The 23,790-nt window shown below is 67.1% G+C and carries 21 protein-coding genes; 9 read left to right on the top strand and 12 right to left on the bottom strand.

The genetic code is table 11. The features are described 5' to 3' along the window. Window positions 1-28 precede the first annotated feature (28 nt). On the bottom strand, window positions 29-1,534 hold the full coding sequence (locus AC5RVS_RS02625; protein WP_494106993.1) for an FAD-dependent oxidoreductase: 1,506 nt from the start codon (window positions 1,532-1,534) through the stop codon (window positions 29-31). A gap of 123 nt (window positions 1,535-1,657) precedes the next feature. On the opposite strand from AC5RVS_RS02625, the gene AC5RVS_RS02620 reads away from it, so the two are divergent. Then, window positions 1,658-2,224 (top strand): cysteine hydrolase family protein, encoded by a 567-nt coding sequence (locus AC5RVS_RS02620; RefSeq protein WP_494106992.1) that lies wholly within the window; start codon window positions 1,658-1,660, stop codon window positions 2,222-2,224. A gap of 13 nt (window positions 2,225-2,237) precedes the next feature. On the opposite strand, the gene AC5RVS_RS02615 is transcribed toward AC5RVS_RS02620, so the two are convergent. Next, window positions 2,238-2,828, bottom strand: a complete 591-nt coding sequence (locus AC5RVS_RS02615) for a TetR/AcrR family transcriptional regulator (RefSeq protein WP_494106991.1) — start codon at window positions 2,826-2,828, stop codon at window positions 2,238-2,240. A 361-nt stretch (window positions 2,829-3,189) separates the two neighbouring features. Between AC5RVS_RS02615 and AC5RVS_RS02610 the strand changes: the two genes are divergently transcribed. Continuing rightward, window positions 3,190-4,806 carry an MFS transporter gene (locus AC5RVS_RS02610; RefSeq protein ID WP_494106990.1) on the top strand — a complete coding sequence of 539 codons (1,617 nt, stop codon included), beginning with the start codon at window positions 3,190-3,192 and terminating at the stop codon, window positions 4,804-4,806. Between the two features lie 96 nt (window positions 4,807-4,902). On the opposite strand, the gene AC5RVS_RS02605 is transcribed toward AC5RVS_RS02610, so the two are convergent. The 3 genes from AC5RVS_RS02605 to AC5RVS_RS02595 form a co-directional block, all read right to left on the bottom strand. Further along, entirely contained in the window at window positions 4,903-6,378 is a 1,476-nt protein-coding gene (locus AC5RVS_RS02605; protein ID WP_494106989.1) for an MDR family MFS transporter, read from the bottom strand. A 109-nt stretch (window positions 6,379-6,487) separates the two neighbouring features. Beyond that, window positions 6,488-6,961, bottom strand: a complete 474-nt coding sequence (locus AC5RVS_RS02600; RefSeq protein ID WP_494106988.1) for a MarR family winged helix-turn-helix transcriptional regulator — start codon at window positions 6,959-6,961, stop codon at window positions 6,488-6,490. Between the two features lie 128 nt (window positions 6,962-7,089). Continuing rightward, window positions 7,090-8,829 carry a CocE/NonD family hydrolase gene (locus AC5RVS_RS02595; protein ID WP_493988426.1) on the bottom strand — a complete coding sequence of 580 codons (1,740 nt, stop codon included), beginning with the start codon at window positions 8,827-8,829 and terminating at the stop codon, window positions 7,090-7,092. Window positions 8,830-9,053: 224 nt separating this feature from the next. Here AC5RVS_RS02595 and AC5RVS_RS02590 point away from each other — a divergent pair, with 224 nt between their 5' ends. Beyond that, a complete protein-coding gene (locus tag AC5RVS_RS02590; protein ID WP_494106987.1) occupies window positions 9,054-9,995 on the top strand; it encodes an MBL fold metallo-hydrolase in 942 nt (313 codons plus the stop codon). 79 nt (window positions 9,996-10,074) lie between these two features. On the opposite strand, the gene AC5RVS_RS02585 is transcribed toward AC5RVS_RS02590, so the two are convergent. From AC5RVS_RS02585 to AC5RVS_RS02565, 5 genes are all read right to left on the bottom strand, one after another. Next, on the bottom strand, window positions 10,075-11,001 hold the full coding sequence (locus AC5RVS_RS02585) for an alpha/beta hydrolase (RefSeq protein WP_494106986.1): 927 nt from the start codon (window positions 10,999-11,001) through the stop codon (window positions 10,075-10,077). Further along, window positions 10,998-12,119: an FAD-dependent oxidoreductase gene (locus AC5RVS_RS02580; protein ID WP_493988429.1), complete on the bottom strand. Its 1,122-nt coding sequence runs from the start codon at window positions 12,117-12,119 to the stop codon at window positions 10,998-11,000. The genes AC5RVS_RS02585 and AC5RVS_RS02580 overlap by 4 nt, the downstream gene beginning before the upstream one ends. 127 nt (window positions 12,120-12,246) lie before the next feature. Further along, entirely contained in the window at window positions 12,247-13,200 is a 954-nt protein-coding gene (locus tag AC5RVS_RS02575; protein ID WP_494106985.1) for a phosphotriesterase family protein, read from the bottom strand. A 49-nt stretch (window positions 13,201-13,249) separates the two neighbouring features. Continuing rightward, on the bottom strand, window positions 13,250-14,239 hold the full coding sequence (locus AC5RVS_RS02570; RefSeq protein WP_494106984.1) for a phosphotriesterase family protein: 990 nt from the start codon (window positions 14,237-14,239) through the stop codon (window positions 13,250-13,252). A gap of 291 nt (window positions 14,240-14,530) precedes the next feature. Beyond that, window positions 14,531-15,274 carry a GntR family transcriptional regulator gene (locus tag AC5RVS_RS02565; protein ID WP_494106983.1) on the bottom strand — a complete coding sequence of 248 codons (744 nt, stop codon included), beginning with the start codon at window positions 15,272-15,274 and terminating at the stop codon, window positions 14,531-14,533. A 148-nt stretch (window positions 15,275-15,422) separates the two neighbouring features. Here AC5RVS_RS02565 and AC5RVS_RS02560 point away from each other — a divergent pair, with 148 nt between their 5' ends. Next, window positions 15,423-15,665: a DUF2630 family protein gene (locus AC5RVS_RS02560; protein WP_493988433.1), complete on the top strand. Its 243-nt coding sequence runs from the start codon at window positions 15,423-15,425 to the stop codon at window positions 15,663-15,665. 58 nt (window positions 15,666-15,723) lie between these two features. Here the strand turns inward: AC5RVS_RS02560 and ku are convergent, their stop codons facing one another. Next, window positions 15,724-16,578, bottom strand: a complete 855-nt coding sequence (gene ku / locus AC5RVS_RS02555; protein WP_494106982.1) for a non-homologous end joining protein Ku — start codon at window positions 16,576-16,578, stop codon at window positions 15,724-15,726. Window positions 16,579-16,660: 82 nt separating this feature from the next. Between ku and AC5RVS_RS02550 the strand changes: the two genes are divergently transcribed. From AC5RVS_RS02550 to AC5RVS_RS02530, 5 genes are all read left to right on the top strand, one after another. Further along, window positions 16,661-19,204, top strand: coding sequence for an ATP-dependent DNA ligase (locus AC5RVS_RS02550; protein WP_494106981.1), 2,544 nt, complete (start codon window positions 16,661-16,663; stop codon window positions 19,202-19,204). A 134-nt stretch (window positions 19,205-19,338) separates the two neighbouring features. After that, entirely contained in the window at window positions 19,339-20,418 is a 1,080-nt protein-coding gene (locus AC5RVS_RS02545; protein WP_493988436.1) for a LacI family DNA-binding transcriptional regulator, read from the top strand. Window positions 20,419-20,438: 20 nt separating this feature from the next. Continuing rightward, entirely contained in the window at window positions 20,439-21,224 is a 786-nt protein-coding gene (locus AC5RVS_RS02540; RefSeq protein ID WP_494106980.1) for an alpha/beta hydrolase, read from the top strand. Window positions 21,225-21,263: 39 nt separating this feature from the next. After that, window positions 21,264-22,178 carry a carbohydrate kinase family protein gene (locus AC5RVS_RS02535; RefSeq protein WP_494106979.1) on the top strand — a complete coding sequence of 305 codons (915 nt, stop codon included), beginning with the start codon at window positions 21,264-21,266 and terminating at the stop codon, window positions 22,176-22,178. A 39-nt stretch (window positions 22,179-22,217) separates the two neighbouring features. Further along, entirely contained in the window at window positions 22,218-23,042 is an 825-nt protein-coding gene (locus tag AC5RVS_RS02530; protein WP_493988439.1) for an HAD family hydrolase, read from the top strand. A gap of 19 nt (window positions 23,043-23,061) precedes the next feature. Here the strand turns inward: AC5RVS_RS02530 and AC5RVS_RS02525 are convergent, their stop codons facing one another. Further along, the gene (locus tag AC5RVS_RS02525) at window positions 23,062-23,742 is read right to left on the bottom strand and encodes a hypothetical protein (protein ID WP_494106978.1); all 681 of its coding nucleotides are present in this window, start codon (window positions 23,740-23,742) and stop codon (window positions 23,062-23,064) included. Between the last annotated feature and the right edge of the window lie 48 nt (window positions 23,743-23,790).

The following is a 23,790-nucleotide window of genomic DNA, read 5'->3' as shown; positions in this document are numbered from 1 at the left end:
CCCGTGCGGCGGCGTCAGTCCCAAGGGGCTACCTCCCGTCGAGGTCCTTGACGGCGGGGCCTTCCAGTACCTTTCCGTCCGCACTGAAGCGGGACCCGTGCAACGGGCAGTCCCAGCTGCCTTCGGCGTCGTTCCAGGACAGCACGCCGCCCAGATGCGTGCATACCGCGCTGACCCGGTGCGTGGCGGAGTTCATGGTACAAATGCCCACCGGTCGCGAATTTTCCCGCACCACCGTGCCCTGGCCCTCCGGCGGTGCGGCGTGGGTGGTGCGGGTCAGCCCGCCCAGCCATCCGGACAGCAATTCCAAACCGACGGACAAATTGGTGCCGGCGGTGCTGGCGGCGTCCCGGCCGGAGATGCGTGACTTATAGAGATCCTTGGCCCAATGATTGTCGCCGCCCAGGATGGAGGCCGACAGCGCCAGTGCCGCCGCCACGCCGTTGGTCATACCCCACTTGTTGAATCCGGTGGCCACCATGATGCGCTTTTCCCCGGGCAGGATCGGACCCACATAGGGCACCGCACCGGCCGGTTCATAGTCCTGCGCCGACCAGGTATGCGTAGGCTGGGCACCCGGAAAGTGCTGTTGGGCCCAGCGGAGCAGGTCATCGACCAGGCCCCGGGTATGGCTGTGGCGGCCGACGACGTGGCCATTGCCGCCGGCCAGCAAGACCTCCCGGTCGCCGTGGCGGGCGGTCCGCAGCGAGCGGGTCGGCGCGTCAATGGACAGGTACATCCCGGACGGGATCCGCCCGGGGACGGTGAAGGCGGCGGCGTAGGAGCGCATGGGCTTGAGCACGCTGAAATGTCCACCCCGGTTAAGCATGGGCGTGCCGGTGGCCAGCACGAGAATTCCGGTCTGAACGTCGCCCAGCCCCGTGCGCACGGTGATGTTTCGCGGCCCCGCCCCGGCACCGCCGTCTTCCGCGCGGCCGACGCCCGTGACCCGCATGCCCTCAAAGACCAGGCCTCCGCGGCTGCGCAGTTCTGCGACCAGCGCGGCCAGCAGGTGCATCGGATGGATCTGGGCCTGATCGGCCAGCCGCAGCATCCCGGTGACCTCGAACGGCAGCTCGCCGGCGCCGGAGACGGTTTCGACCGGCAGGCCGGCGGATTCGCTGGCGCGCTGCTCCGCCGCGAGATCCTCGGCGCCCTGGGGGGTGGTGGCGTAGGTGAACGCATCACGCCGGTCGTATTCCACCCGGTGTTCGTCGCAGTACCGCAGGATCCACGCCTGGGATTCCTGCTGGGCGGCAACATAGGCGGCGGCTGTGCCGGAATCGTGATGGTTCGCGATGCGCGACAGTTGGCTGCCCTGCAGCAGGGATACCTTGGCGGTCGTATTGCCGGTGGTGGCGGCCCCGACGGACCGGGCCTCCAGCACGGCAACCCGGTGTCCGGCCCTCGCGAGCAGCACGGCAGTGGTTAGACCGGTGAGCCCGGCTCCGGCCACCACCGAGTCGAACCCGGTTTGGCCGGAGTACGCGTCAACGGGAACTTTTTGAGCGGTATCGAGCCAGAGTGAATGCATGATGCTGTCCTTTCGGCCGGTGGTAGTACACACCACACCCTGCCCCTGCTGGCGCGTCAAGACCCAAAGTGCGGGTGCACCTGACAGGATGGAAGCAACGACGACCGGCGGAAGGCGGAGGGCATGAAAACTGCGGTGCTGATGATCGACTTGCAGAACGCGTACTTCGAGGACCCTGCCTTGGCCAAGCGGCAGGAAGCCGTGGTGGAGTCAGCCAATCTGTTGATCAGGACCGCGACGGCGGCGCAGGTGCCGGTGCTGCTTGTTTACACCCAACACCGCAGGGACCGCTCAACCTGGACCCTCAGCATGCTCGACGATGACCAGGGATTTCTGTTCGAAGGGACCGAGCAGGCCGAATTCCTGCCCGGGCTGCAGACCGAGGGCCTGGAGCGCATTCTCAAGACACGCGACAGCGCGTTTTTTGGTACGGACCTGGCCCAGCGGCTGCGGGACGCCGGGGTGGAACGCCTGGTCCTCGCCGGCGTGGCGACCCACAACTGCGTGGCGCAGACGGCAGCAGATGCTTTCGCCCACAACTTCCGCGTGGTCTTCGCCAAGGACATGATCGCCTCGACCAATGAGGACTATGCCGGCTCCATGCTGCAGATCCTCAGCGATGAGTACCGCCAGCCCGTGCTGGGCCGCGGGGCGCTGGCCGAATTGCTGGCGGGCGCGCGCCAAGGCTGAACCTGCTGCAGGCTCACCCTTCCGAAAGCAGGTGGCACCAAGAATCCGTCAATGTTTCCAGGCACACGTCGCGATCCATGATCCAGCCCGTGCGGATCCACCGCTGCGAGAGGTATTCCAGCTGGCCGAAGGCGAGGACGCAGCGGACCTGCCGGCTGGCCGGGTCGAACCGCCCCGACCGGTCCAGCCCGGACGTCATGTCCGCGGCCACATCACGGAACCAGTCCTCCATCACCTTCGCGACCTCAGGCTCGACCGGGGCCGCCTGATAGACGGCATGCAGGTAGGGGCGCGTTGCTTCCCACTGGTCGAATTTCCGACTGATCCAGGTGCGGACCAAGTCCCGGGTACCCAGTTCCACCACGGTCGATAGGACCGGGTCGTCCACGCTGGTGAGGATGGAGTCGACGGTCTTCACCACGTCGCCCATCAGCTGTGCCTTCGACGCGAAGTGCAGGTAGAAGGTGGTCCTCGTGGTGCCGGCCCGGGCGGCAATGTCGTCGATAGTGGTGGCCGCGTAGCCCTTGGCTTCAAAGAGCTCCAGGCCGGTGTCCAAGAGAAGTTGCCTGGTCTGCTGTTTCTGAGCCTCGCGGAGTGTTGCCATGCCACACAGAATAGCCGGTGGCCGTGCCCCCTTCGGACCACGCCGAGCTGCCCTGCGGATTTCCGTCGCACCGCTGCCCTCATCCGAAGCCGTTTTGCGGATTTTGCACACAGGGCGCTGAGACGACACAACAGGTTGTCACTTGACACTGTGTATTCCGAATCAATACTGTTAGCCCCATCACGGTAATCCTGTCGCGTGCGTCACAGCGGGACGCGAAGAGGCGGGGACTCTGCGGCAGGGCTTCGTCGAACAACCTTTTGCTACCAGCGCGGACGGATGCGACTGCCACGACGAGGCCCTGGACCGCCAAGCACCACCCGTTCACCACATCGCTCACACCATGACAAGGAAGTTTCATATGAGCCAGAACCAGGGGACCCACACGCCATCGCCGCAGGCCTATCCACCGCCCCAGGCACCGCCAGTGGAAGTCGCGCCCGCGCGCACCAAGGGCACTATGGTCGCTGCCTCGTTGGCTGTCATGGTGGCGCAGATCGCCAATGCGCTGCCCGGCGCGCTTAACGGCGAATTCCAGCTCACCTTTAACACGTTCGGTTCCCAGCTCACCTGGATCACCGCCGCGTTCATGATTCCTGTGGTGGTTTTCGAGCTGACCTTCGGCGTGCTCGGCGACAAGTACGGCCACCGCAAGCTCGTCGTGGGCGGCGCAGTGCTGGTCATGATCGGTTCGTTGATCTGTGCCATTTCCCCCACGGTCCAGGCCATGTGGATAGGCTCGGCCATTAACGGGTTGGGTGCGGGTGCGATTTTCCCCGCATCGCTGGCGTTGGTCGCGTCGGTGGCGCGCTCCATGCAGGAGCGGGTGCGGGGCATCGCCATCTGGGCGGGCTTCCTCTCCGCAGGTTCCGCCCTGTCGCCACTACTGGGCGGCGTGTTTGCCGGCTTCGGCTGGTGGCGCGGCGCCTACGCGGTGGTGGTGTTGGCGGCCCTCGCCGCGCTGCTGCTGACCGCTCTGCGCTCCGCCGAGGCCAAGGTGGCCCGGGAGCGCAGGCTGGATATCTGGGGCCAGATCACCTTCGCACTTGGCCTGATCCTGGTTCTCTTTGGGCTGGTGCAGGGTCCCGAGGACGGCTGGACCAGCACCCATGTGATGGCCGCCCTCGCCTCCGGGGCAGTGCTGCTGGCGATCTTTGTGGTCATCGAACTGCGCGTCGATTCCCCGCTGCTTGAGCTGAGGCTGTTCCTGAACCGCCAGTTCGCCATCGCGTCGATCGTAGCCGTGGTCGGCATGTTCGCTTTCCTCGGCGCCTGCTTCTCCACGAGCATGTGGCTGGGTCCGGTCCAGCACCAGAACCCGCTGTACCTCGGCCTGCTGTTCCTGCTGCTGCAGGGGCCGGCATTCGTGTTGATCCCCGTGCTGTCACGGCTGCAGAACCGCGTCTCGTCCCGCTGGCTGATGACCTTCGGATTCCTGGCCATGGCTGCCGGCGCAATGATCAACTCCAACGCCGATGTCACCAGTCGCGACGTGACCACTTTCATCCTGCCGTCCCTGCTGGTCGGACTTGGTTTCGCCTTCACGCTGAGCCCGATGACCGCCATTGCCGTGAACTCGGTGCCGCGTGAGATGACCGGCATGGCCAGCGCCACCACCAACCTGCTGCGCGACCTCGGCTTCGCGCTCGGACCGGTTCTGGTGGGTGCCATTGCCCTCTCCACCGCCGGCGGAAAGCTCATGACCTCCCTGCAAACGTCCGGTTTGGCTCCCGACCAGCTGGGTCCGGCGATGGGCATTGCGGAAGCGGGCGGTCCGATCGCGCTCAACAGCATCCCCGAGGGCGTTCCCGGATCGGGCGGTAGCCAGTTCGCCCTCGAGGCCTTGGGCAGTGGATTCACGCAGGCCTTCCTCGTGGTTGCCATCGCGGCCCTGGCAGCGGCGTTGCTCAGCTTTTTCGGGTTGCACGGCGTCAAGGAAACCGAACCGGACGCAGGGGCCCCGGAAACGGCCTCCTAGCACCGCCGACGCGGAGTACGACCGAAACGCAGGAAGCCGGCCATCCAGTGCGGGATGACCGGCTTCCTCTCTGGTGCAGGCGGGAGCAACCGGACCTTAGTGGTCGGCGTTCTCCGGCAGCCGCCGAACGAACGGAGCGCACACGACGGCCACGAGGCCGAGGATGCCGCCGACCGTGAAGGCGACCCGGACGCCGTCGACCAAGGCTACGTTCTCGGCGATGCCGCTGGCTGCCGCCGCCGCCGTACCGATGGTCATGGCGGCAACGAGAACCGCGGTACCCGCTGCGCCGGCCAACTGCTGCAGGGTATTCATGATGGCGCTGCCATGGCCGTACTGCTCACGAGGCAGGGCGCCCAGGGCGACGGTCATCAGCGGGGTCATCAGCATGGCCATGCCGATGCAGAACACCGTGTGAAAAACGACGATCGTCGTCACCGGGGTATCAACATGGACGCTGCCCAACAACCACTGGCCGCCGGCCAGCAGGAAGGCGCCGGGAATGACGATCGGCCGGGGGCCTACCTTGTCGTAAATACGGCCGACGATCGGGGAAACGATGCCTTGGATCAGGCCGCCGGGCAGGAGGGCCAGGCCGATGGTCAGCGTGCTCAGGCCCATGCCGTTCTGCATGAAAATCGGCATGACCATCACTGTGCCCAGCATCGTGGCCATGGCGATCATGACGATGATGACCGAGATGCGGAAGTTGTGCACCTTGAACGGACGGAGGTCCAGAAGGTCCGACTCGGTCTTGCGCAGGGCACGCTGGCGCCGAATGAAAAGCACCAGGGCGACGGCACCGACAACCAGCGCGACGACCGGGGCCCAGGCGCCTTCCATCAGGTTGGCGATGGAGGAAAGCGCATAGACGATGCCGCCGAAGGCGAAGGCGGAGAGGATGACCGAAAGGACATCCAGCGGAGCCTTGCGCGTCTCCTTGCCGGTCTTGATGGCAATGACGCCGAAGAGGAAGACGATGATGGCCACCGGGACCATCAGGCCGAAGACCCAGCGCCACGTCAAGGAGTTAATGACGGCGCCCGAGAGGGTGGGGCCGATGGCCGGAGCCACGGAGATGACCACGGAGTTAAGGCCCATGACGGTGCCGCGGTGCCGGACCGGCACGGAGGTGAGCGTGGTGGTCATCAGCAGCGGCAGGATGATGGCCGTGCCGGCCGCTTGGACGATGCGCGCAATGAGCAGGACCGCGAACGTTGGGGCGACGGTTGCCAGCGCCGTGCCGACGATGAAGAGCAGCATCGCACTGACGAAGAGGCTCTTTGTGGTAAAACGCTGAAGCATGAAACCGGTGGTCGGAATGACGACGGCCATCGTGAGCATGAAGCCGGTGGTCAGCCACTGCGCGGTGGTGGCCTGGACGCCCAGGTCCGCCATCAGGTTGGGCAGGGCGACGGTCAGCACAGTCTCGTTGAGGATCATGATCAGCGCTGACAGCACGAGTGCGGTGATCACGGCGGCAACGCGCTTGGGCGAGATCCTCTCGGGCTCCACGGCCTCTGCCGCCTCCACCTCTCCGGGCGGAATTTTCTCCTCTAGGACGTCTTTCATGGACACCTTTTCTGGTCGTTTGAGTTGCAGGCAGACATGGCCAGCTAATACTTACAAAACTATAAGTATAGCGGCAAAAGCCTAAGAAAGCGTGAGCGACGGTGCTGGGCTAGTCCGGCTCGTTGATCAGTGCCGCAAGGCGCTGGAGGGCGGGCAGGCTGGCAGCAACCTGCTCCTGTTCGTGGGGGTGCAGCCTGGCTGCCGCCGCCCCGAGTGTTTCCGCCCACGCGGTTTCCAGCAGGATCCTGATCCGCTGGGACTCGTCAGTGGGGTGCAGGGTCACATAGCGCTTGTCCGCCTCGTCGCGTATCCGCGTCACCAGCCCGCGCGCTACCAGTTCGCGCAGTTGCGTACTGACGTTGCTGAACTGGCGGTCAAGCCTGGCAGCAACCTCGGCCACTGTTATTCCGGGGTGCGCTTCGATGACCCGCATGATGTCCACCAGGCCGTTGGGCAGCAGCGGGACGCCGGAATTTTCGTGGGACTTTCGGCGGACATCGGAGGAGATGTCGATCAAGGCCACCGCCAGATCGCGGTTGTCCTCGACGGCTTTCCGCGCCTTGCCGTGCTCCGTTGTTTCCATTCCACAAGCATAAGAGGCGCGGTAAGCACCTCCGGCCGTGATGTTCAGGGGCCTGTTCATCACGGCCGGAGGATGTCTTACGCTCCGGGTGAGGGAGGGGCCAGCCAGCAGCGGGCGCCGCTGGGGCGTCAGTTCGCTTGGTCTCCCGCCGTGCAGGCGGTGAACGGCAGGACCAGTCGCGACCGGTGGGCGGCGTCGCGGTAAATCTTGTGCGTTACCGGGCGTCCCACCGGGAGGTGGAAGGCGTCCGGCGGCAGCAGTGCGTTGTGCTCGTCGGCCAGCGGCTCGCCGTTGGAAAGTTCGGCGACCAGCCGGTGTCCCGGCTTGAAGGTGTTGGCGAACGGGTAGAGGCGCAGGACATACTCCTCGATCTTCCCCGGCTCCACCGGCACGGCACGGGTGTGCGGGTGGATCGGGCTGCCCTCGCTGGTGCGCTCCTCATCGAGCTCGCGGTGCGAGGCCTTGAGGTAGCCGGTGGTGATCAGCTGGCGCTTGCCGTTCGGGGCGTAGTCCCACAGGCGCAGGATGAAGTTCGAGTCCGGCTGGTCGATTTCGGCGAAGATGTGCGCCGCACCGGTGCCGATCATCTCCGTGTCCTCCTCGAACGGCCCCGTGCTCCAGCTGAGGATCTCCACCTTGTCGGTCACCGTCAGCGGCGCCTGGTAGAAGCCGTCCGGGGCCGCGTACTCCACGCCCATCAGCTCCGGCTCGGCCGACAGCTTGTGGCGCGGGCGCAGGTACAGGGACTTGTACTCGATCTCCTTCGGCGGCCACTGGTCCGCCTCGACGGTCTCGCGGGAACCTTCCACGAAGACGCTCACGGCCGGCTCGTCCATCACGCCGTTGTCGATGCCCTTGATCCAGTAGTCGTACCAGCGGAACATCTTGTCGTGCTCCTCGATGAAGGGGCGCGACTGCATGGGCGGGTAGGGGCCGATGGTCAGCTTCTTGGGGCCCTTGAGCGAGTTGTACAGCTCGATGGTGCCGTCCATGGTCCAGCCGCGGCCCTGGTCGATCTGCAGCCAGACCGGAATGTCGATGTTCGGAGCGAGCGTGATCGGGTTGCGCTCCTCGTACCATTCGCCGTCCAGCTCATTCATGACAATGTCGAACCAGGCTTCGTGGTTCTTGGGGTAATGCAGCACGTGGACCAGGTTCGGCCAGGCGGCGACGTCCGGGTCCTCGAGGCGCTTGGCGACCAGCTTCTTGAGCTCCTCGGGGGAGTATTTTTCGATCATGCGGGACTTGACGTTGTCCGTGAAGGCCCAGCCCGAGTCTCCGCCGCGGCCTTCGCGGGCGGCACGGGGCATGAACCACATGATGCCGCCGTGGTAGGTGGTTTCGTAGAAGTCGTAGTGGCCGCCGCTGACGAAAATCGCTTTCAGGTGGGGCGGGCGCTCGGCCGCAGCCAACACCTGCATGGAGCCGAAGTAGGAGATGCCGACCATGCCGACGTTGCCGTCGCACCACGGCTGTTCGGCGACCCATTCGATGAAGTCGTACGCGTCCTGGCCCAGCGATACGCCACCTGCGTTGTAGTTGCCGATGTGTTCGCCGCCGGAGTCACCGGAGCCGCGCAGGTCGCCGATGACGTGGACGTAGTCCTCCTTGACGATGCGGGCGATGTCGCCGGCCTCGATGCAGCCGTCCCACATCGGACTCGGACGCCGCTGCGGGGGGGTGGTCAGCGCCAGCGCCTGCAGCTCCTTGCCGTACGGGCTCAGGGCCACCAGTGCCGGCCGGGGCTTGTCCTCAAGACCCTGGTAGGTGTCCGCGGCGAGCTCGACGCCGTCGCGCATCGGGATCCGCAGGTCCTTGCGGATCTTGATCGTCTCCCCACCGGCATTCCACGTCGTGAAATCAGTCATGAGTGTGCACTTCCTTGTCAACGTTCGAGTGCCAGGCATCCCGCCGGCAGACTCGCTCTTCAGAGCGTGACTCGATTATATTATTATAATAAAGTTCGGAGCAAGACGATGATGTCGCACCGGTCCCGGCCTGCGGCACTGAAAGGCCGGCGGGGCAGAGGCCCCGCGCCGCCGGCGCCGTACCATCAGGACCGTGAACGGGTCCCGGAGCTGAGGAGAGAACAATGACGCAAGAAGTGACAATCCATCCGCTGGTGTCGCCCTGGGGACGCTTTGGTCTCTACAGCTTCTTCATCGACGCGCCCGAGCCGGCCATCGTCGACACGGGCATCACCACGTCACCGGTCGAGGGCATGGTGCCGGAGCTGGAGAAGCTGGGCCGGCGCATCGAGGACGTCAAGTGGATCCTGCTGACCCACGGCCACATCGACCACCTCGGGGGTGCCCATGCCCTCTGGGAGCTCACCGGCCGGAAGGCGAAGGTTGTCATCCACCAAGCGGACGCCCCGTTGCTGCGCTCCCGGCAGGCGCACGTGCAGAACTACGTCGATGTCCGCCAGCAGTACCTGGACAACCCGAACGCCATCGAGGAGCAGGCGAGGGCTGCCGGGCATGCCATCTCGGGCGAGATGGAGCCGGACATGCTCCTGAAGGGCGGCGAAACCCTCAGCCTGGGCGGAGATGTTACGGTCTCCGTGCATCACATCCCCGGTCACACCGCGGGCTCCGTGGCCTACGTGGTGGACGGGCAGAACGCGGTGTTCGTGGGCGATTCCGTCCAGGTGCACGGTGCCGCCAACCACTTCCCGGCTTATGAGGATCCGGACGCCTACCGGGCCAGCCTCCGGTACCTGCGCGACGAGATCCGCCCCGAGCGCCTGTACCTTGGCCACCCCTACCGCAACACCGAGGGCGTGCCCTTCGACATCGGGATGGACGGCACCACGGCCCGGCAGGCCCTGCAGGAGAGCCTGGACATCGAGGCCCGGGTCCGCGATGCCGCCCGCCGGTCGTTGGAGGGCGGCCTGCAGGAGACCGGCTCGCCCTATTCGCCGTTCGCCTCGGTGGCCGAGGAACTCGGCTATACCGGGGACCCGACGCTGGAGCCTTCGCCGTTCTTCACGACGCTGCACGGCTACCGCAAGCTGTACGGCAAGAACGCCTGACGGGCTCCACCACACCAAAACAACGACGGCGGCGCGCACCTTGGGGTGCGCGCCGCCGATGCGTGTGGGGCGGGTGGGGTCAGCCCCGGTTCAGGAACTCGCCCGCCTCCTGGTAGGCCCGGTACATTTCCGGGATCCAGAAAAAGTTCTGGACGAACCCGTGGTTGGCGCCCGCGTAGCGGCTGACGGTGGTCTCCACGCCGGCGTCCTTCAGGCGCTGGCCGTAGAGCTCGCCCTCGTCACGCAGCGGATCGTACTCCGCGGTGATGATCAGTGCCTTCGGCAGGCCGGCGAGGTTTTCGCGCTTGATGGGGGAGACCAGCGGATCTGCCGGGTCCGCGCCGCTCTCAAGGTAGAAGGAGTTCCACGGCTTCAGGGCCGGGGTCTCCAGGCCATAACCGGTGGCGTTCTCCCGCAGCGAGCCGTAGCGGTCCTCGTCGAAGTCCAGGTCCAGCGAGGGGTAGAACAGGATCTGGTGCGTGATCCGATCGAAGCTTTCGTCGTGGGCCATCGCCGTCACCGCGGCCACGAAGTTGGCCCCGGAGCTGTCGCCGGCCAACGCCAGGTTCTTTCCGTCCCAGGCCAGGCTCCCGCCCTGCTCGGCGGCCCATCGGACCACCCCGTAGCATTCCTGCAGGCTGGTCGGGAAGGCGGCCTCCGGTGCCAGCTGATAACCGACGGAGATGACTTTGTGGCCGCTCTCCTTCGCCAGCGCCCGCGCGACGTGGTCGTGCGTCTCGAGGCTGCCGGAGAAGAACGCGCCGCCGTGGAAGTACACCAGCAGCCCGTAGGACGCGGCCTCGGCCGGGGTATAGATCCGCACCGGGACCTCGCCCGCCGCAGTGGCTGCAACGGTGTCCTCGACGGCGGTCAGCGGCAGCCGCTCCTCCAGCGGCGCGACGAACTGCAGGTCGCCCGCGCGCTTGGCCTCGGGGTCCGGCCGCGTGCCGTGGTCGAACGGCGGCAGCGTGGCGAGGAGTTTGCCGATCTCGGGGTGGATGGTCACTCGACACCCGCCCCCTTCTCGAAGGACGTGGTCTCCGGGAAGGAGTCACCGATGTCGAACGGCTTGCGGGAGATGTCCTGCAGCACGTCGGTGATGGGCTTGCGCTTGGCCTGGTAGGTGCGCAGGGCCTCCTGCAGGTCGGAGCCGTCCTTGATGGCGTCGGCCAGCCAGGCGGCATCCTGCATGGCGGAGTTCGCACCCTGGCCCTGGTGGTGCAGCATGGCGTGCGCGGCATCGCCAACCAGGGCGACGCTGTCGGTGTGCCAGTTGGGCTGCTTGTCGATGTCGTAGACGCCGCGGTTGGTCATCGAGGCGATGTCCAGTTCCTGGCCGATCTTCTGTAGGCGTTCGTCGAAGCCCTCCAGCAGCGCTCCGATGTACTCGTGCGTGACCTCCGGTGCCCAGGCGGTGTCGTCGCTCGGTGCGGTGATGTCGAAGGACACCTGGTTGCGGTGGCGCAGCGGCAGGAAGTACACGGTAGTGCCGTTCTGGCCGACGTAGACGCGGAAGTTGTCGTTCTCCACCAGGCCGTAGGCAGCGTCGGCGGAGATGACGGCGCGCATGGCAATGGTGTGGGAGAACACCGGCTGGACTTCACCGAAGATCTGGTTGCGGACGCTGGACCGGATGCCGTCGGCGCCCACCACCAGATCGGCGGTGACCTCGACGCCGTTCTCGAACTTCACGGTGGCGGAGTTGCCGTGATCGGCGATGCTGATCATCTTGTGGCCGATGTGCACGCGCTCGGACGGCAGGAGGCGCAGGAGGGTCTCGATGACGTCCCCGCGGTGGACCATGCGGCAGTGGTTGACCTGGGCGTACTCGTTGATGCCCGGCCACGGGTCGCGGGCGATGAGCTCGCCGTTGGCCTGGTAGACCTCGATGGCCTCGGAGGGGGCGGAGACCTTCTCGAACTCTTCGAACACGCCCCACTTGCGCAGTACCTCGACGGTCGGCGGGCGCAGGCCGATGCCGGCTCCTACTTCACCAAGCTCGGGGGCCTGCTCGTAGACGTGCACGTCGGCGCCGAGCTGCAGCAGTGCCAGGGCAGCGGAAGCGCCGGCGTAGCCGCCGCCCACAACGGCAACCTTCAGGTTCTGGATGTCGGAAGTCTGCATTGTTCTGTGTTCCTTCACTGGACGCCGGTGCAGGCGTCCTCGGGGTGAATGGGTTGGGTTGGGATCCGCCGCCGTCGTCGTAGGCGGCAGCGGAGCCGGCGCGTGGCGCCGGATGGAGGGATGCGGGTCAGGCCTTGATGGAGAGGAAATCGGCCGGGTTGTCCTCGAGGAGGAGCTTGATGGTGGCGTCGTCGATGCCGGCGGCGCGCATGTCCGGGATCATGTCGTCGAAGATGTAGTTGATGGTGTGGCCCTTCACGCCCGGCCAGCCCAGCGGGCTGCAGTTGGCGTCGGCCGAGACGAGTAGCTTGTCCGCGTAGCCCTTGTTCACGAGCTTGACGAAGTGCTCCATGCGCTCGGCGCGTTTGCGGCCCCAGAACGGCGGGTCGGGCAATTCGAGGTCGTAGCCGAAGGTGTCGAAGCCAATGCGGCCGCCCTGCTCGTAAATCCAGTCGTGTGGGGTGATCGGGGCGTTCAAGCCGTCGTCGGCGTGGCCGAAGAGGACGCGATCCAACGGAAGGCCCTCTTCGTTGAAGATGTTCACGGCGGGCTCGGGATCGATGGCCAGATGCGTCAGGATCGGCACGCCGGTGATGACGGCGGCGCGGGCTGCGGCGCGGTAGATCCGCTTGTCGAGTTCGGTCATCTTGCCGCCGCGGCTCACACCGACCTTGATGACGCCGGCCTTTGCGCCCGTGTTGCCGATCCCCACGGTAATCTCGTGGATGAACACCTTCGCCAAGTAGTCCACCGACGCCCGCGCGAAGTGCGGCAGGGCGGTGTCCCCGCCGACGAAGCCGGTGCAGGCCACGATGTGCACGCCGGTCTTGGCGGAGAGGGACTTGTAGTAGTCGACGTCGCGGCCGTTGCAGATGCCGGTGGCGTCCACGAAGGTGCCGCCGCCGTTCTCGCGGAACTGGCGCAGCTTCGGCACGGTTTCCTCGTAGGCCTGCTCCGGCGACTTCCACCATCTCGTGTCGAGTTCGGAGCCGGGCATGCCGTAGCCGATGTGTTCGTGGACTGCCACGATTTCCAGTTCTTCAGCCGGGATGGTTCCCAGCACGGTGTTGACCTTGGTCATTCCTTCACCTCAGGAGTTTCGAAAGCTTGTTGATGGCGGGCCGCGGTGCTCAGCGCACAGTCAGCAGGTTGCGCGGATTGTCCACCAGGATGCGGCGGGCGTCGTCGTCGCCCAGGCCCAGTGATTTCAGGAAGGGGACGAAGGTGGCCAGGACGTGGCTGAAGGGCAGGTCGTAGTCCGGCTGTCCCTTCGCCACGCCGATCGCGTTGGACGAGAGGATGACCTTGTCCGTGTGGCCGGCCTTGACCAGCTCGAGCACCAGTCCGGCCCGCTCGCGGTCGGTGAGGTAGTCGCCGTCGTCGTCCAGGCCCACGTGGTCCAGGCCCACGAACGCGCCGCGGCGGGCCACCTCAAGGGCGGCACCGGCGGCCGCGGCGTCCCGGCGGTCCAGGCCGCCGAGGAGTACCCGCCCGGCGGGCAGTTTCTCGTCCAGGACGACGTCGAGGTCGTGCAGGGCGTCGGCGCCGTAGCGGATGGAGACCGGGACGCCGGTGGCCAGGGCGGTCCGGGCCGCCCCGCGGAACAGGCTCTCGTCGGTGGGGGTCATGCCCTCGCGGGTGGCGGTGGTGGTGACCAGCCCGGCGGCTCCGCGGCGCTCGACCCGCGGGACCACCATGCCCTCGCTGACTTCCTTGGAGAAGAGGTCGGCAAACTTTTCGGCCGGCCACGGGGTGGGCGGGTTGGTCTGCGGGGTGAGGAAGTAGCCGCCGAGCATTTCCTCCGGACCCATGCCCGTGGACGCGATGATGTGCACGCCGGTCGAGCGCGAGAGCGCCTCGAACAGCTTCACGTCGCGGCCGTGGAACATGCCGGTGCTGTCCACGATGGTCGTGCCGCCGTGCTCGCGGAAGTCGGTGAGCTTGGCGGCCAGGACCTCGAAGATCTCCGCCCGGTCCATGCTGATGTCCGGGGCGTACTGGGCTCCCGGGACCACCGAGAGCAGGGCCTCGTGGACCGCGACCACACCCAATTCATGGGCGGGAACGGGGCCAAGAACAGTATTGGCCGTCTGGTGGGGGGTTGTCGTTGTATCCGTCATTGGCACAACCTTTCGTCTGACGCCACGCCATGGCCGACGTCACGCGGGGAAGGATCATGCACCGCGACCTCTGGATTCATTCCTCGCCGAAACCGGTGCAGGCGGTAGTAAACGAAGGAGGCAGTCCATCGAGAGGCCTGACGTCCGCTAAGGGCCGCGGCCTCACGCTTTTGTGACCTTGATTACCTGTCAACTAGGTTTACACGATGTCATGCCAAAGTCAAGGCAAACAACCTTGAAAACATCCCTGGTTGGGGGCGGGAAGCGGGTGGATTTCCCGCACGGCCGCCGCTACTGGCTGGTGCTGAACCGGTACTTAAATTTTTCTGCCTGATGCACTGCGGAGCGCCATCCGGCGGGCAGGTCACCCGTGGTGAAGAAGATGGTCTCGATGACGAGCAACGGGCTCCCCAGGCCCACCCCGAAGGTCGCCGCCTGTTCGGCAGTGGCCGCAGTTGCCCAGGCTTCGTGCTCGGCGCGCACGTGCGCGATGCCGAACCTTTTCTTGAGAAGTTCGAAGGCGGAGCCTTCGTCTTCCAGTTCCGCGGCCGTGGGGCTGAAGTCCTCAGGCGCCCGAATATAGACGTCGGCTTCGACGAGAGGCTCGCCCTCGACCGAGATCAGGCGCGTGAAATGCAGGAGCCGTTCGTGCGCTTCGAGCCCCAGGAGGTCCCGAATCCGGCCCGGCGGTTCCACCCGCTCGATGCCGGCGACTTTCCCCGTCGGATGCAGCCCGCTCTCGGAGAGGTATTGGTACAGGGCCCCCGACCGCACGTCGGCCGGCCGCTGGACCCTGGTGCCGACGACCGGGAACGTCCCCTTGCCTTGTTTCCTGTAGATGTACCCCTCGCTGGCAAGCTCCTGGAGTGCCTGCCGGATGGGCGCCCGGCTGACCTCGAATCGGCTGAGCAGCTGCGCCTCGGTCATGGGCTTCCGGGGATCCGCGATCCCCTCGGCTATTTCCCGGCGCAGGATTTCCCGAATCTGCCGATACAGGGGTATCCCGGACGAGGTGTCGAGCTCGCCATATGCCATGAGTCTTCTGTTCCTCCACGTAACTGGTCACCGGGTTTGCCCTGCAGGAAGTCAACCACAGAACACAATTCATTGAGGAGACGGCAGCCCTAGCCCGCGGGTAGCGTGCGAAGTAGCCTGAGGTGACTACCGCCAGGAGGGACGTGCCATGGACCAGGACATCCAGCAGTACATCAGCGCGTTGGTCGAGAAGGAACAACAACTGCGCGACTCCGCGCCGGAGGAGCCGGACAAGGCCGCAGCCCGCGCCGCCGAGCTGCGCCGCCTGGAGGAGCAATTGGACCAGTGCTGGGATTTGCTGCGCCAGCGCCGGGCCAAGCGCAAGGCGGGCGAGGACCCGGGCGAAGCAGAGACCCGGCCGGTCGGGGAAGTGGAAAACTACCGTCAGTAGCCGCACGGAACGCCGGGGGAGCGGCCGCGCCCCGACGTCGTGCCGCACTGATGGCGCGTCAGGCGCCCTTCGACGCCTCGGACTTGGAGCCGGACTTCTTCTTGGACGAGGAGCCGGCCGAAGACTTGGCCTCCCGGTTCTTCTCGACGCTGCGGCGCAGTGCCTCCATCAGGTCCAGGACCTTGCCGCCTTCTTCCTCTTCGTCCGTGCCGAAGGTCTTTTCCGTGTCCAGCGCCTCGCCCTGCTCCAGCTTCGCCTCGATCAGGGTCCGCAGCTGTTCCTGGTACTCGTCGGTGTAGTCGCCGGGCGTGAAGTCGGAGGAGAACGACTCCACCAGGGCGGCGGACATCTCCTTCTCTTTCGCAGAGATCCGCACCGTTTCTTCCAGCGACGGGAAACTGGCCTCCCGCACCTCGTCCTCCCACAGCAGGGTCTGCAGCATCAGCACCTTGCCGCGGACACGCAGTGCCGCCAGCCGGGTCTTCTGCCGCAGCGCGAACTGCACGATGGCCGTCCGGTCCGTTTCTTCCAGGGTCCGCCGGAGCAGGACGTAGGCCTTGGTGGACTTCGAATCCGGCTCCAGATAGTAGCTGCGGTCGAACATGATCGGATCGATCTGGTCGCTCGGGACGAACTCGACCACTTCGATCTCGCGGCTCTTTTCGACCGGCAGGGACTTGAAATCCTCGTCGGTGATCACCACGGTGTGCTCACCGTCGTCGTAGGCTTTGTCGATGTTCTGGTAGTCGATGGTCTTGCCGCACACCTCGCACCGGCGCTGGTAGCGGATGCGCCCGCCATCCTTGTCATGGACCTGGTGCAGGCTCACGTCGTGGTCTTCGGTGGCGCTGTAGAGCTTGACGGGAACGTTGACCAGCCCGAACGCCACCGCGCCTTTCCAGATGGCTCTCATCCCACTAGTGAACACCCGCGGGCGGTACAAAGCCAGAGGCGGGGCCCTAGCCAAGCGGCCACCCGGCGGACAGACTGGCGGTATGGCCAGCCAGAAATCCAGCCAGAAGGAGACCGTAGCCGTTGACGGACACCGGCTCAGGCTGACGAATTTGGACAAGGTGCTGTACCCGGAAACCGGGACCACCAAGGCGGACGTTATCGCCTACTATTCCGAGATCGCCGAATACCTCGTTCCGCATGCGGCGGACCGGCCGGTCACGCGCAAACGCTGGGTCCACGGCGTCGGCACGGCGCAGGAACCGGGCGAGGTGTTTTTCCAGAAGAACCTGGACAAGTCCGCGCCGGATTGGGTCATGCGGCACACCATCGAGCACAAGAGCAACACCAATGTGTACCCGCTGGCGAATGACCGGGCCACCCTGACCTGGCTGGCGCAGATTGCGGCCTTGGAAATCCACGTTCCGCAGTGGAAGTTCGGCCCGCGCGGCAAGATCAACAATCCGGACCGGATGGTGCTGGATCTGGACCCGGGGGAAGGGGCCGGGCTGGCGGAGTGCGTCGAAGTGGCCTTTTTGATCAAAGACATCCTGGAGGGGATGGGGCTCGACCCGCGGCCGGTAACCTCCGGTTCCAAGGGCATCCACCTTTACGCCGGGCTGGACGGCAAGCAGACCTCGGAGGACGTTAGCCAGGTGGCGCACGAGCTGGCCCGCCTGCTGGAGGCCGACCGCCCGGACCTCGTGGTCAGCGACATGAAGAAGGCGCTGCGCACGGGCAAGGTGCTGGTCGACTGGAGCCAGAACAACTGGGCCAAGACCACGATTGCCCCGTACTCGCTGCGCGGCCGCCCGCACCCGACCGTGGCGGTACCTCGAACCTGGGCCGAGCTGGAAGACCCCAACCTGGCGCACCTTGATTTCCGCGAGGTGCTGGAGCGCGTCAAGGAGATAGGCGACCCGCTGGCCGGCATGGCGGGAGGCACCGCGGACGAGCAGTCGTTGCAGGAAGCCGCGGAGCCGGAGTCGGACCGGCTCAGCGTGTACCGTTCCATGCGCGACCCGGACCGGACGCCCGAACCGGTGCCCGCGGCGATCGAGCCGCGGGAGTCGGACGATGAACCGGTTTTCGTCATCCAGGAACACCACGCACGCCGACTGCACTACGACGTCCGGCTGGAGCACGACGGGGTGATGGTCTCCTGGGCCGTGCCCAAGGGACCGCCGGTCTCGACCGGCAAGAACCACCTGGCCGTGCACACCGAGGACCACCCCATGGAATACGCCACCTTCGAGGGCACCATCCCCAAGGGCGAATACGGCGCCGGGGAGATGACCATCTGGGACAGCGGCACCTACGACGTGGAGAAGTGGCGCGAGGGCAAGGAAGTCATCATCGTGCTGCACGGGCGCGCCGACGGCGGCCTGGCGAACGACGGCGGACCCTCCGGTCCGCGTCGGTACGCCTTGATCCGCACCGGCGGCGGGGACGGCAAGGACAATTGGCTGATGCACCTGATGAAGGACCAGCCGCGTCCTGCCGCCGGGACAGCACAGGACGGCGGGTCCGGGCGCCAGTCCAAGCGGGCCGCCGGCACCACGGTGCAGCCGGTGGACGCCGGCACCGCGGGCCGGGACGCCGGGCCGCCGCAACCGGTGAAACCGATGCTGGCCGTCCAGGGCACCGAGGCCTCCATCGACGAGGACGAGGGCTGGGCCTACGAAATGAAGTGGGACGGAATCCGGGCCGTCGCCGTCGTTGCCGACGGGGACGTGCAACTTGTCAGCCGCAACGGCAACGACCTGACCAAGACCTACCCGGAACTGGCGGACCTGCCCGACCATGTCCTGGCCCAAACCGCGGTGCTGGACGGCGAGATCGTCGCCCTCGATGCCAAAGGGCGGCCGGATTTCGGCCGCCTGCAGAACCGCATGAACCTCACCAGGAAAGCAGACATCGAGCGCGCGGCCGCGAAATATCCGGTGGAGTACTTCCTCTTCGATTTGCTGGAACTGGACGGAACATCGACACTTGGGCTGGAATACACCCAACGGCGGGAAATCCTCAAGGAAGCGGTGGAAACGCCGGACGACGGACACATCCAGGTGCCGCCGGAGCTGGACGCCAGCGTGGCGGAAGCGGTCGCAGCCAGCCGGGAGGTCGGCCTGGAAGGCATCATCGCCAAACGCACGGACAGCAACTACGCGCCGGGCCTACGGACGAGGAGTTGGATCAAGATCAAGAACCAGCTGACGCAGGAAGTGGTCATTGTGGGCTGGCGGCCGGGCAAAGGCTCGCGCGCCCGCAAGGTCGGCTCGCTGCTGGTGGCCGTGCCCGACGGCGTGGAGCTGAGCTACCTCGGCCGCGTCGGTTCCGGCCTGACGGAGCGCGAACTGGCCGAGATCGGTTCCCGGCTGAAGAAGATGTCACGCAAGACCCCGCCGCTGGAGGGCGTGCCGTCGGCCGACGCCTCCGACGCGCACTGGGTGCGGCCCGCGCTCGTCGGCGAGGTCCAGTTCAGCGAACGCACCGGATCCGGAAAGCTTCGCCACCCGGTCTGGCGGGGCTTCCGGCCGGACAAGAAGCCGTCGGATGTCGTGGTCGAAATCCCGCAACTTGAGGCCTGACGCGCGGAGCTGCCGCTCAAAAATTTTTACCCTACCCCTATCATTCTGCCGATGAATCGTTAGTCTTTACCAAGGGGAACTTCTGGGGGGAAGTTTCGGGGGATGTTTCTTGGGGAAGAAGGCAGAACCGCATCATGGGGAGTTCATTTAAGCCGACTATTCGCGACGTTGCCGAGCGGGCCGGAGTCTCGCTGGCAACCGTCTCATACGTCTTGTCCGGCCGGCACGGGGGTTCAACGAGGATCAGCGAACCGACCAAAGCCCGGGTGATCGAGGCGGCCAAGTCGCTGGGGTATGTGCCCAACCACGCCGCCCGGGGCATGCGCCGCGGGCGGACGGACACCGTGGCCGTCGTGGTGGAAAACCTGGATTCGGCCTGGGACCGGCAGCTGGCGGAGGTTGCAAACCGCGTGCTGCCGGAGCACGGGTACCGGGTGGTGGTCCTGCTGGGCCAGGAGGCGTGGCGGAACTTCATGCTTTCCGGCGGCGCGGACGGGGCCATCTTGGGTTTCAGCACGGAAACGCCCGAGGAAGACCACACCCTGCGCGATCTCGCCGACCGGGGCGTGGCGCAGGTGGTCGTGTCGCAGTTCCTGCAGCCTGACGGCTTCGACGTGCTGTCAGTGGACGCAGAGGTCGGCATCGCCGAGGCGGCAGCGTATCTTGCCGCCAGGCACCGCCGCATCGCTGTGTTGCACCGGGGCGGGCCCGCTCCGGGCCCCCGGGGTACCCGGCTGGGATTGTTCCGGCAGGCGATGGCCGACCTCGGTGCGGAGCTGGACGAGAACCTGATACGGGCAACGCATGGGTCCTGGCGTGAATCCTACGAGGAGACCGGCGCGCTGCTGAAGTTGGCCGATCCGCCCACCGCGTTCTTCACGACGGCGGACCTGGAGGCCCTGTGCGTCTCCGGTTCCGCTACCGCGGCTGGACTCCGGATCCCGGAGGAGATGGAGATCATCGGCGTCGACACTTCGGATCTGGGACACCACTCCGACCCGCCGCTGAGCTCGGTGGGTCCCGAGCCGCTGGTGGGCACCGTAGTGGACCTGCTGATCGACCGGCTGGAGGGGCGCGCCTCCGCCGGCGGGCGCCTGGTGCCGGCGCCGTGGAAGCTGAACCACCGCGGGACCACCGTGGCGGGGATGCCCGGTGAAGGCAACGCGGAAGGCTCGGACGAGGTGGAAGACAGCGTCTCCAACGGGGCGCCTTAGCAGCGGGCTAAAGTGCAGGGATGGAGTGTACCCGGCACAGCTACGGCCCGGATCCCAGCCAGTATGCGGAACTGTACCTGCCCGCCCGGCGCCGGCACGCCGCCGTCGTCGTCATCATCCACGGCGGGTACTGGCGCGCCGCCTATGGTGCCGAGCTCGGACGCCCGCTGGCCCGGGACCTCGCCGGCCGCGGCTGGGTCTGTTGGAATGTCGAATACCGGCGCGTAGGCAACGGCGGCGGCTGGCCGGAGACGTTCGACGACGTCGCCTCCGGCATCGACCGGCTCGCCGATGCGGCGCAAGAGTCGGGATTCGCGCTCGAGCGCGTGGTGGGGCTGGGCCATTCGGCCGGCGGCCAACTGGCGGTGTGGGCCGCCGGACGGGGCCGGTTGCCGTCGGAGGCCTCCGGCCTGCGGGTGCCCGGCGCGCCTCCGCGGGTGGAGTTCGACGCGGTGCTCAGCCAGTCCGGGGTCCTGGATGTGGCGCGCGCCCACGAGCTGCGCGTGAGCGACGGCGCGGTCGAAAACCTGCTCGGGCGGCCGGAGGGCGCGGACGCAGATGGGGCGGATCCCTACCGGCTCGCCGATCCCATGCGGAACGTGCCGCTGCCGGTCCCCGTCTACGCCTTCCACGCTGACCAGGACGCCGACGTGCCGAGGGAGCTGTCCGAGAACTATGTCGCCGCCGCCCGCTCCGCCGGCGGGACGGCCGAACTGGTGCCCGTTCCCGGGGACCACTATGCGCTCATTGATCCTGCTTCTGCTGCGTTTGCACGCATCCGCGGGGTGCTGGCCCGGCTGGGCTGAGCCGTGCCGCAACCGTCGGCGCTCTGCTACGTTGGCACTGTGCTCACGGTCATAGGCGAAGCGCTGGTGGACGTAGTCCGCTCCGACACGAGGCCGCCGCGCATGCACGTCGGCGGCAGCCCGATGAACGTGGCGGTGGGCCTGGCCCGGCTGGGCCACCCGGTCCAGTTCGTCGGCCGGTACGGCAAGGACCAGTTCGGGGACCTGGTACACGGCCATCTGCGCCGCAACTCCGTGCTGGTGCCGCTGGATCCGGATGGGTCGCCGACCAGCACCGCCACCGCCACCCTGGACCCCACCGGTGCGGCCCATTACTCTTTCGACCTGCTCTGGGAACTGCCGGATCTCGACAAGACCCGGCCCCGGCTGCTCGACGAGACGGTCTGGCTGCACACCGGCTCCGTCGCCACCATGCTGGAGCCGGGCGCCCACACGGTGTTCAGGACCGTCCAGCGGGCCCATCCCCGGGCCCTGGTCAGCTACGACCCGAACTGTCGGCCCACGCTGATCACCGACCGGGACTTCGCCCGGCGGCAGGCCGAGAAGTTCGTGGTGCTGGCCGACGTGGTCAAAGCCTCCGATGAAGACCTTCGGTGGCTGTACCCGGACCGCGCCGTCGAGGACACGGCCCGCGCGTGGTTGAAGCAGGGGCCGGCCGCAGTGGTGGTCACGCACGGGGCGAAGGGCAGCTGGGGAGTGGTCCGCGCCGGGACGGCCGAGGTCGCGGCACGCGCGGCCGTGGTCGTTGACAGCGTGGGCGCCGGCGACGCGTACATGTCGGGGCTGCTCGATGCGCTGCTGAACGCAGGGTTCTCCGGCTCCGCCCGGCGCGAGAAGCTGCGGGACATGGCATCCTCCACCCTCGAAGACGTGATGGCGCACGCTGCCCGGGCGGCAGCCGTCACGGTATCCCGGGCAGGGGCGAATCCGCCCCGCCGCGACGAGTTGGGCTAGCGCCGCCTCCGCCGCCGGCCAGACTCCTAGACTGGTGCAATGCGCCTTATCGCCAGCGACCTCGACGGGACCATCATCGGCCGGGACGGCAAAATCAGCCCCCGCACCGTCCGGGCGTTCCGCAGCGCCGCGGCCGCGGGAGTTGAGATCGTGTTCGTGACCGGTAGGCCTCCGCGCTGGCTGACTCCGCTGGCCGAACAGATCGGCCACCGTGGCCGGGTGATCTGCTCCAATGGCGCCGTGGTCTACGACCTGGTGTCCGAGCGCGTGCTCTCGGCGCAGACGCTGCCCTACGCGAATATCCTCGAGGTGCGCCGGATCATCCTCGGCCTGCATCCGGCGGTGACGTTCGCGGCGGAAACCACCGAGGGTTTCCTGCTGGAACCGAACTTCCTGCAGCCCGGCTCGGTGGAACTTCTGGAGGGCACTTCGCCGGAACTGCTGCCGGAAAGCTTGCGCGGCACCGACGCGGTCGTGAAGCTGCTGGCCCGCGGCACGGACATCGACCCCGACGACTTCTTGGCCGAGGTGGCCCCGGCGGTGGGGCATCTGGCTGCGGTGACGCATTCCGCCCCCGGCAACCCGCTGCTGGAAATGGCGCGGCCGGGACTCAACAAGGCGGTGACCCTGGCCGAGTACGCCGGTTCCCTGGGCATTGGTCCGCAGGACGTGGTGGCCTTCGGCGACATGCCGAACGACATCGAGATGCTGCGGTGGGCAGGGGCCGGCTACGCCATGGCCTCGGGCCACCGCACCGCCCTGGAAGCAGCTCCGTTCCGCGCCCCGGCGTTCGCCGAGGACGGCGTCGCCCAGGTGATCGAGGAGCGGCTGGCGGGCCGGCGGCAGGCACCGCAAGGGGCCTGACCGCTGTCTGGGTCGCGGGTCAGGAGCCTCGCTCCGCTCCGGCAGGCGCCGCTCGGCGCCGGGTTTGCGGACGCTCGGCCAGATACCGGCGGGCAAACCAGCTGGGGCCCACGCTCCGGTCCCGCCGGGGCGGATCCACGTCCGCAACGATCAGTTCTTCATACTGGCCGGCCTCGGCCGCAACTCCCGTGTCCGGCGCTGCGATGAAGCTGCCGCCGGGGCCGCTCCAGGCCACCGCCGGTGCGGATGCCCCCCGGCGGGCCAGTGCACGGAACCAGCAGTCCCGCCCGCTACTGCCGCCGGGCACTAAGAGCAGTTGTGCGCCGTCGTCGGAGACCGCTCGGCGGGACCTGCCGCCGGCGCCCGGGGCGATGGCGGCGGCCTCGTCCTCCCTGGCCAGGCCGATGAGCAGCCCGTCCAGCGGCACGACCGCGGCAGCGTTGGTGCAGGCTTGGAGGCCGCCGGTCGCGTCGAACAGCCAGAGTTCGGCGCTGTTGCCCTCGCCAAGGGCGCCGGCCGCCACTGCGACTCGATGCCGCGCCGCGAGACTGCCCAGCTCGCGGCGTAAATCCGGGCGGAACCCCGCGGGAAGCACCAGCAGCTGCGCGCCCAGCCCGGCGGCCTGTTCCAGCCACCGCCGGCATCGCACCCGCGCCCCAACGCCGTGCAGCCCGGCAGCCTGCACCAAGGCAAGACGCATCGGTTCCTCCTCATCGGCGGTCGTGGCGGGGCCGGTAGAGTACCGACT

It is taken from the genome of Arthrobacter sp. Y3221048 (assembly GCF_059092685.1).
The sequence above is the reverse complement of the archived record's forward strand: the minus strand, read 5'-3'. Positions and strand labels throughout refer to the sequence as shown.

What these genes read in the sequence shown, in the direction of transcription:
- AC5RVS_RS02625 (WP_494106993.1), bottom strand. Translation starts at nt 1,534, where the DNA reads ATGCATTCACTCTGGCTCGATACCGCTCAAAAAGTTCCCGTTGACGCG.
- AC5RVS_RS02620 (WP_494106992.1), top strand. Translation starts at nt 1,658, where the DNA reads ATGAAAACTGCGGTGCTGATGATCGACTTGCAGAACGCGTACTTCGAG.
- AC5RVS_RS02615 (WP_494106991.1), bottom strand. Translation starts at nt 2,828, where the DNA reads ATGGCAACACTCCGCGAGGCTCAGAAACAGCAGACCAGGCAACTTCTC.
- AC5RVS_RS02610 (WP_494106990.1), top strand. Translation starts at nt 3,190, where the DNA reads ATGAGCCAGAACCAGGGGACCCACACGCCATCGCCGCAGGCCTATCCA.
- AC5RVS_RS02605 (WP_494106989.1), bottom strand. Translation starts at nt 6,378, where the DNA reads ATGAAAGACGTCCTAGAGGAGAAAATTCCGCCCGGAGAGGTGGAGGCG.
- AC5RVS_RS02600 (WP_494106988.1), bottom strand. Translation starts at nt 6,961, where the DNA reads ATGGAAACAACGGAGCACGGCAAGGCGCGGAAAGCCGTCGAGGACAAC.
- AC5RVS_RS02595 (WP_493988426.1), bottom strand. Translation starts at nt 8,829, where the DNA reads ATGACTGATTTCACGACGTGGAATGCCGGTGGGGAGACGATCAAGATC.
- AC5RVS_RS02590 (WP_494106987.1), top strand. Translation starts at nt 9,054, where the DNA reads ATGACGCAAGAAGTGACAATCCATCCGCTGGTGTCGCCCTGGGGACGC.
- AC5RVS_RS02580 (WP_493988429.1), bottom strand. Translation starts at nt 12,119, where the DNA reads ATGCAGACTTCCGACATCCAGAACCTGAAGGTTGCCGTTGTGGGCGGC.
- AC5RVS_RS02575 (WP_494106985.1), bottom strand. Translation starts at nt 13,200, where the DNA reads ATGACCAAGGTCAACACCGTGCTGGGAACCATCCCGGCTGAAGAACTG.
- AC5RVS_RS02570 (WP_494106984.1), bottom strand. Translation starts at nt 14,239, where the DNA reads ATGACGGATACAACGACAACCCCCCACCAGACGGCCAATACTGTTCTT.
- AC5RVS_RS02565 (WP_494106983.1), bottom strand. Translation starts at nt 15,274, where the DNA reads ATGGCATATGGCGAGCTCGACACCTCGTCCGGGATACCCCTGTATCGG.
- AC5RVS_RS02560 (WP_493988433.1), top strand. Translation starts at nt 15,423, where the DNA reads ATGGACCAGGACATCCAGCAGTACATCAGCGCGTTGGTCGAGAAGGAA.
- ku (WP_494106982.1), bottom strand. Translation starts at nt 16,578, where the DNA reads ATGAGAGCCATCTGGAAAGGCGCGGTGGCGTTCGGGCTGGTCAACGTT.
- AC5RVS_RS02550 (WP_494106981.1), top strand. Translation starts at nt 16,661, where the DNA reads ATGGCCAGCCAGAAATCCAGCCAGAAGGAGACCGTAGCCGTTGACGGA.
- AC5RVS_RS02545 (WP_493988436.1), top strand. Translation starts at nt 19,339, where the DNA reads ATGGGGAGTTCATTTAAGCCGACTATTCGCGACGTTGCCGAGCGGGCC.
- AC5RVS_RS02540 (WP_494106980.1), top strand. Translation starts at nt 20,439, where the DNA reads ATGGAGTGTACCCGGCACAGCTACGGCCCGGATCCCAGCCAGTATGCG.
- AC5RVS_RS02530 (WP_493988439.1), top strand. Translation starts at nt 22,218, where the DNA reads ATGCGCCTTATCGCCAGCGACCTCGACGGGACCATCATCGGCCGGGAC.
- AC5RVS_RS02525 (WP_494106978.1), bottom strand. Translation starts at nt 23,742, where the DNA reads ATGCGTCTTGCCTTGGTGCAGGCTGCCGGGCTGCACGGCGTTGGGGCG.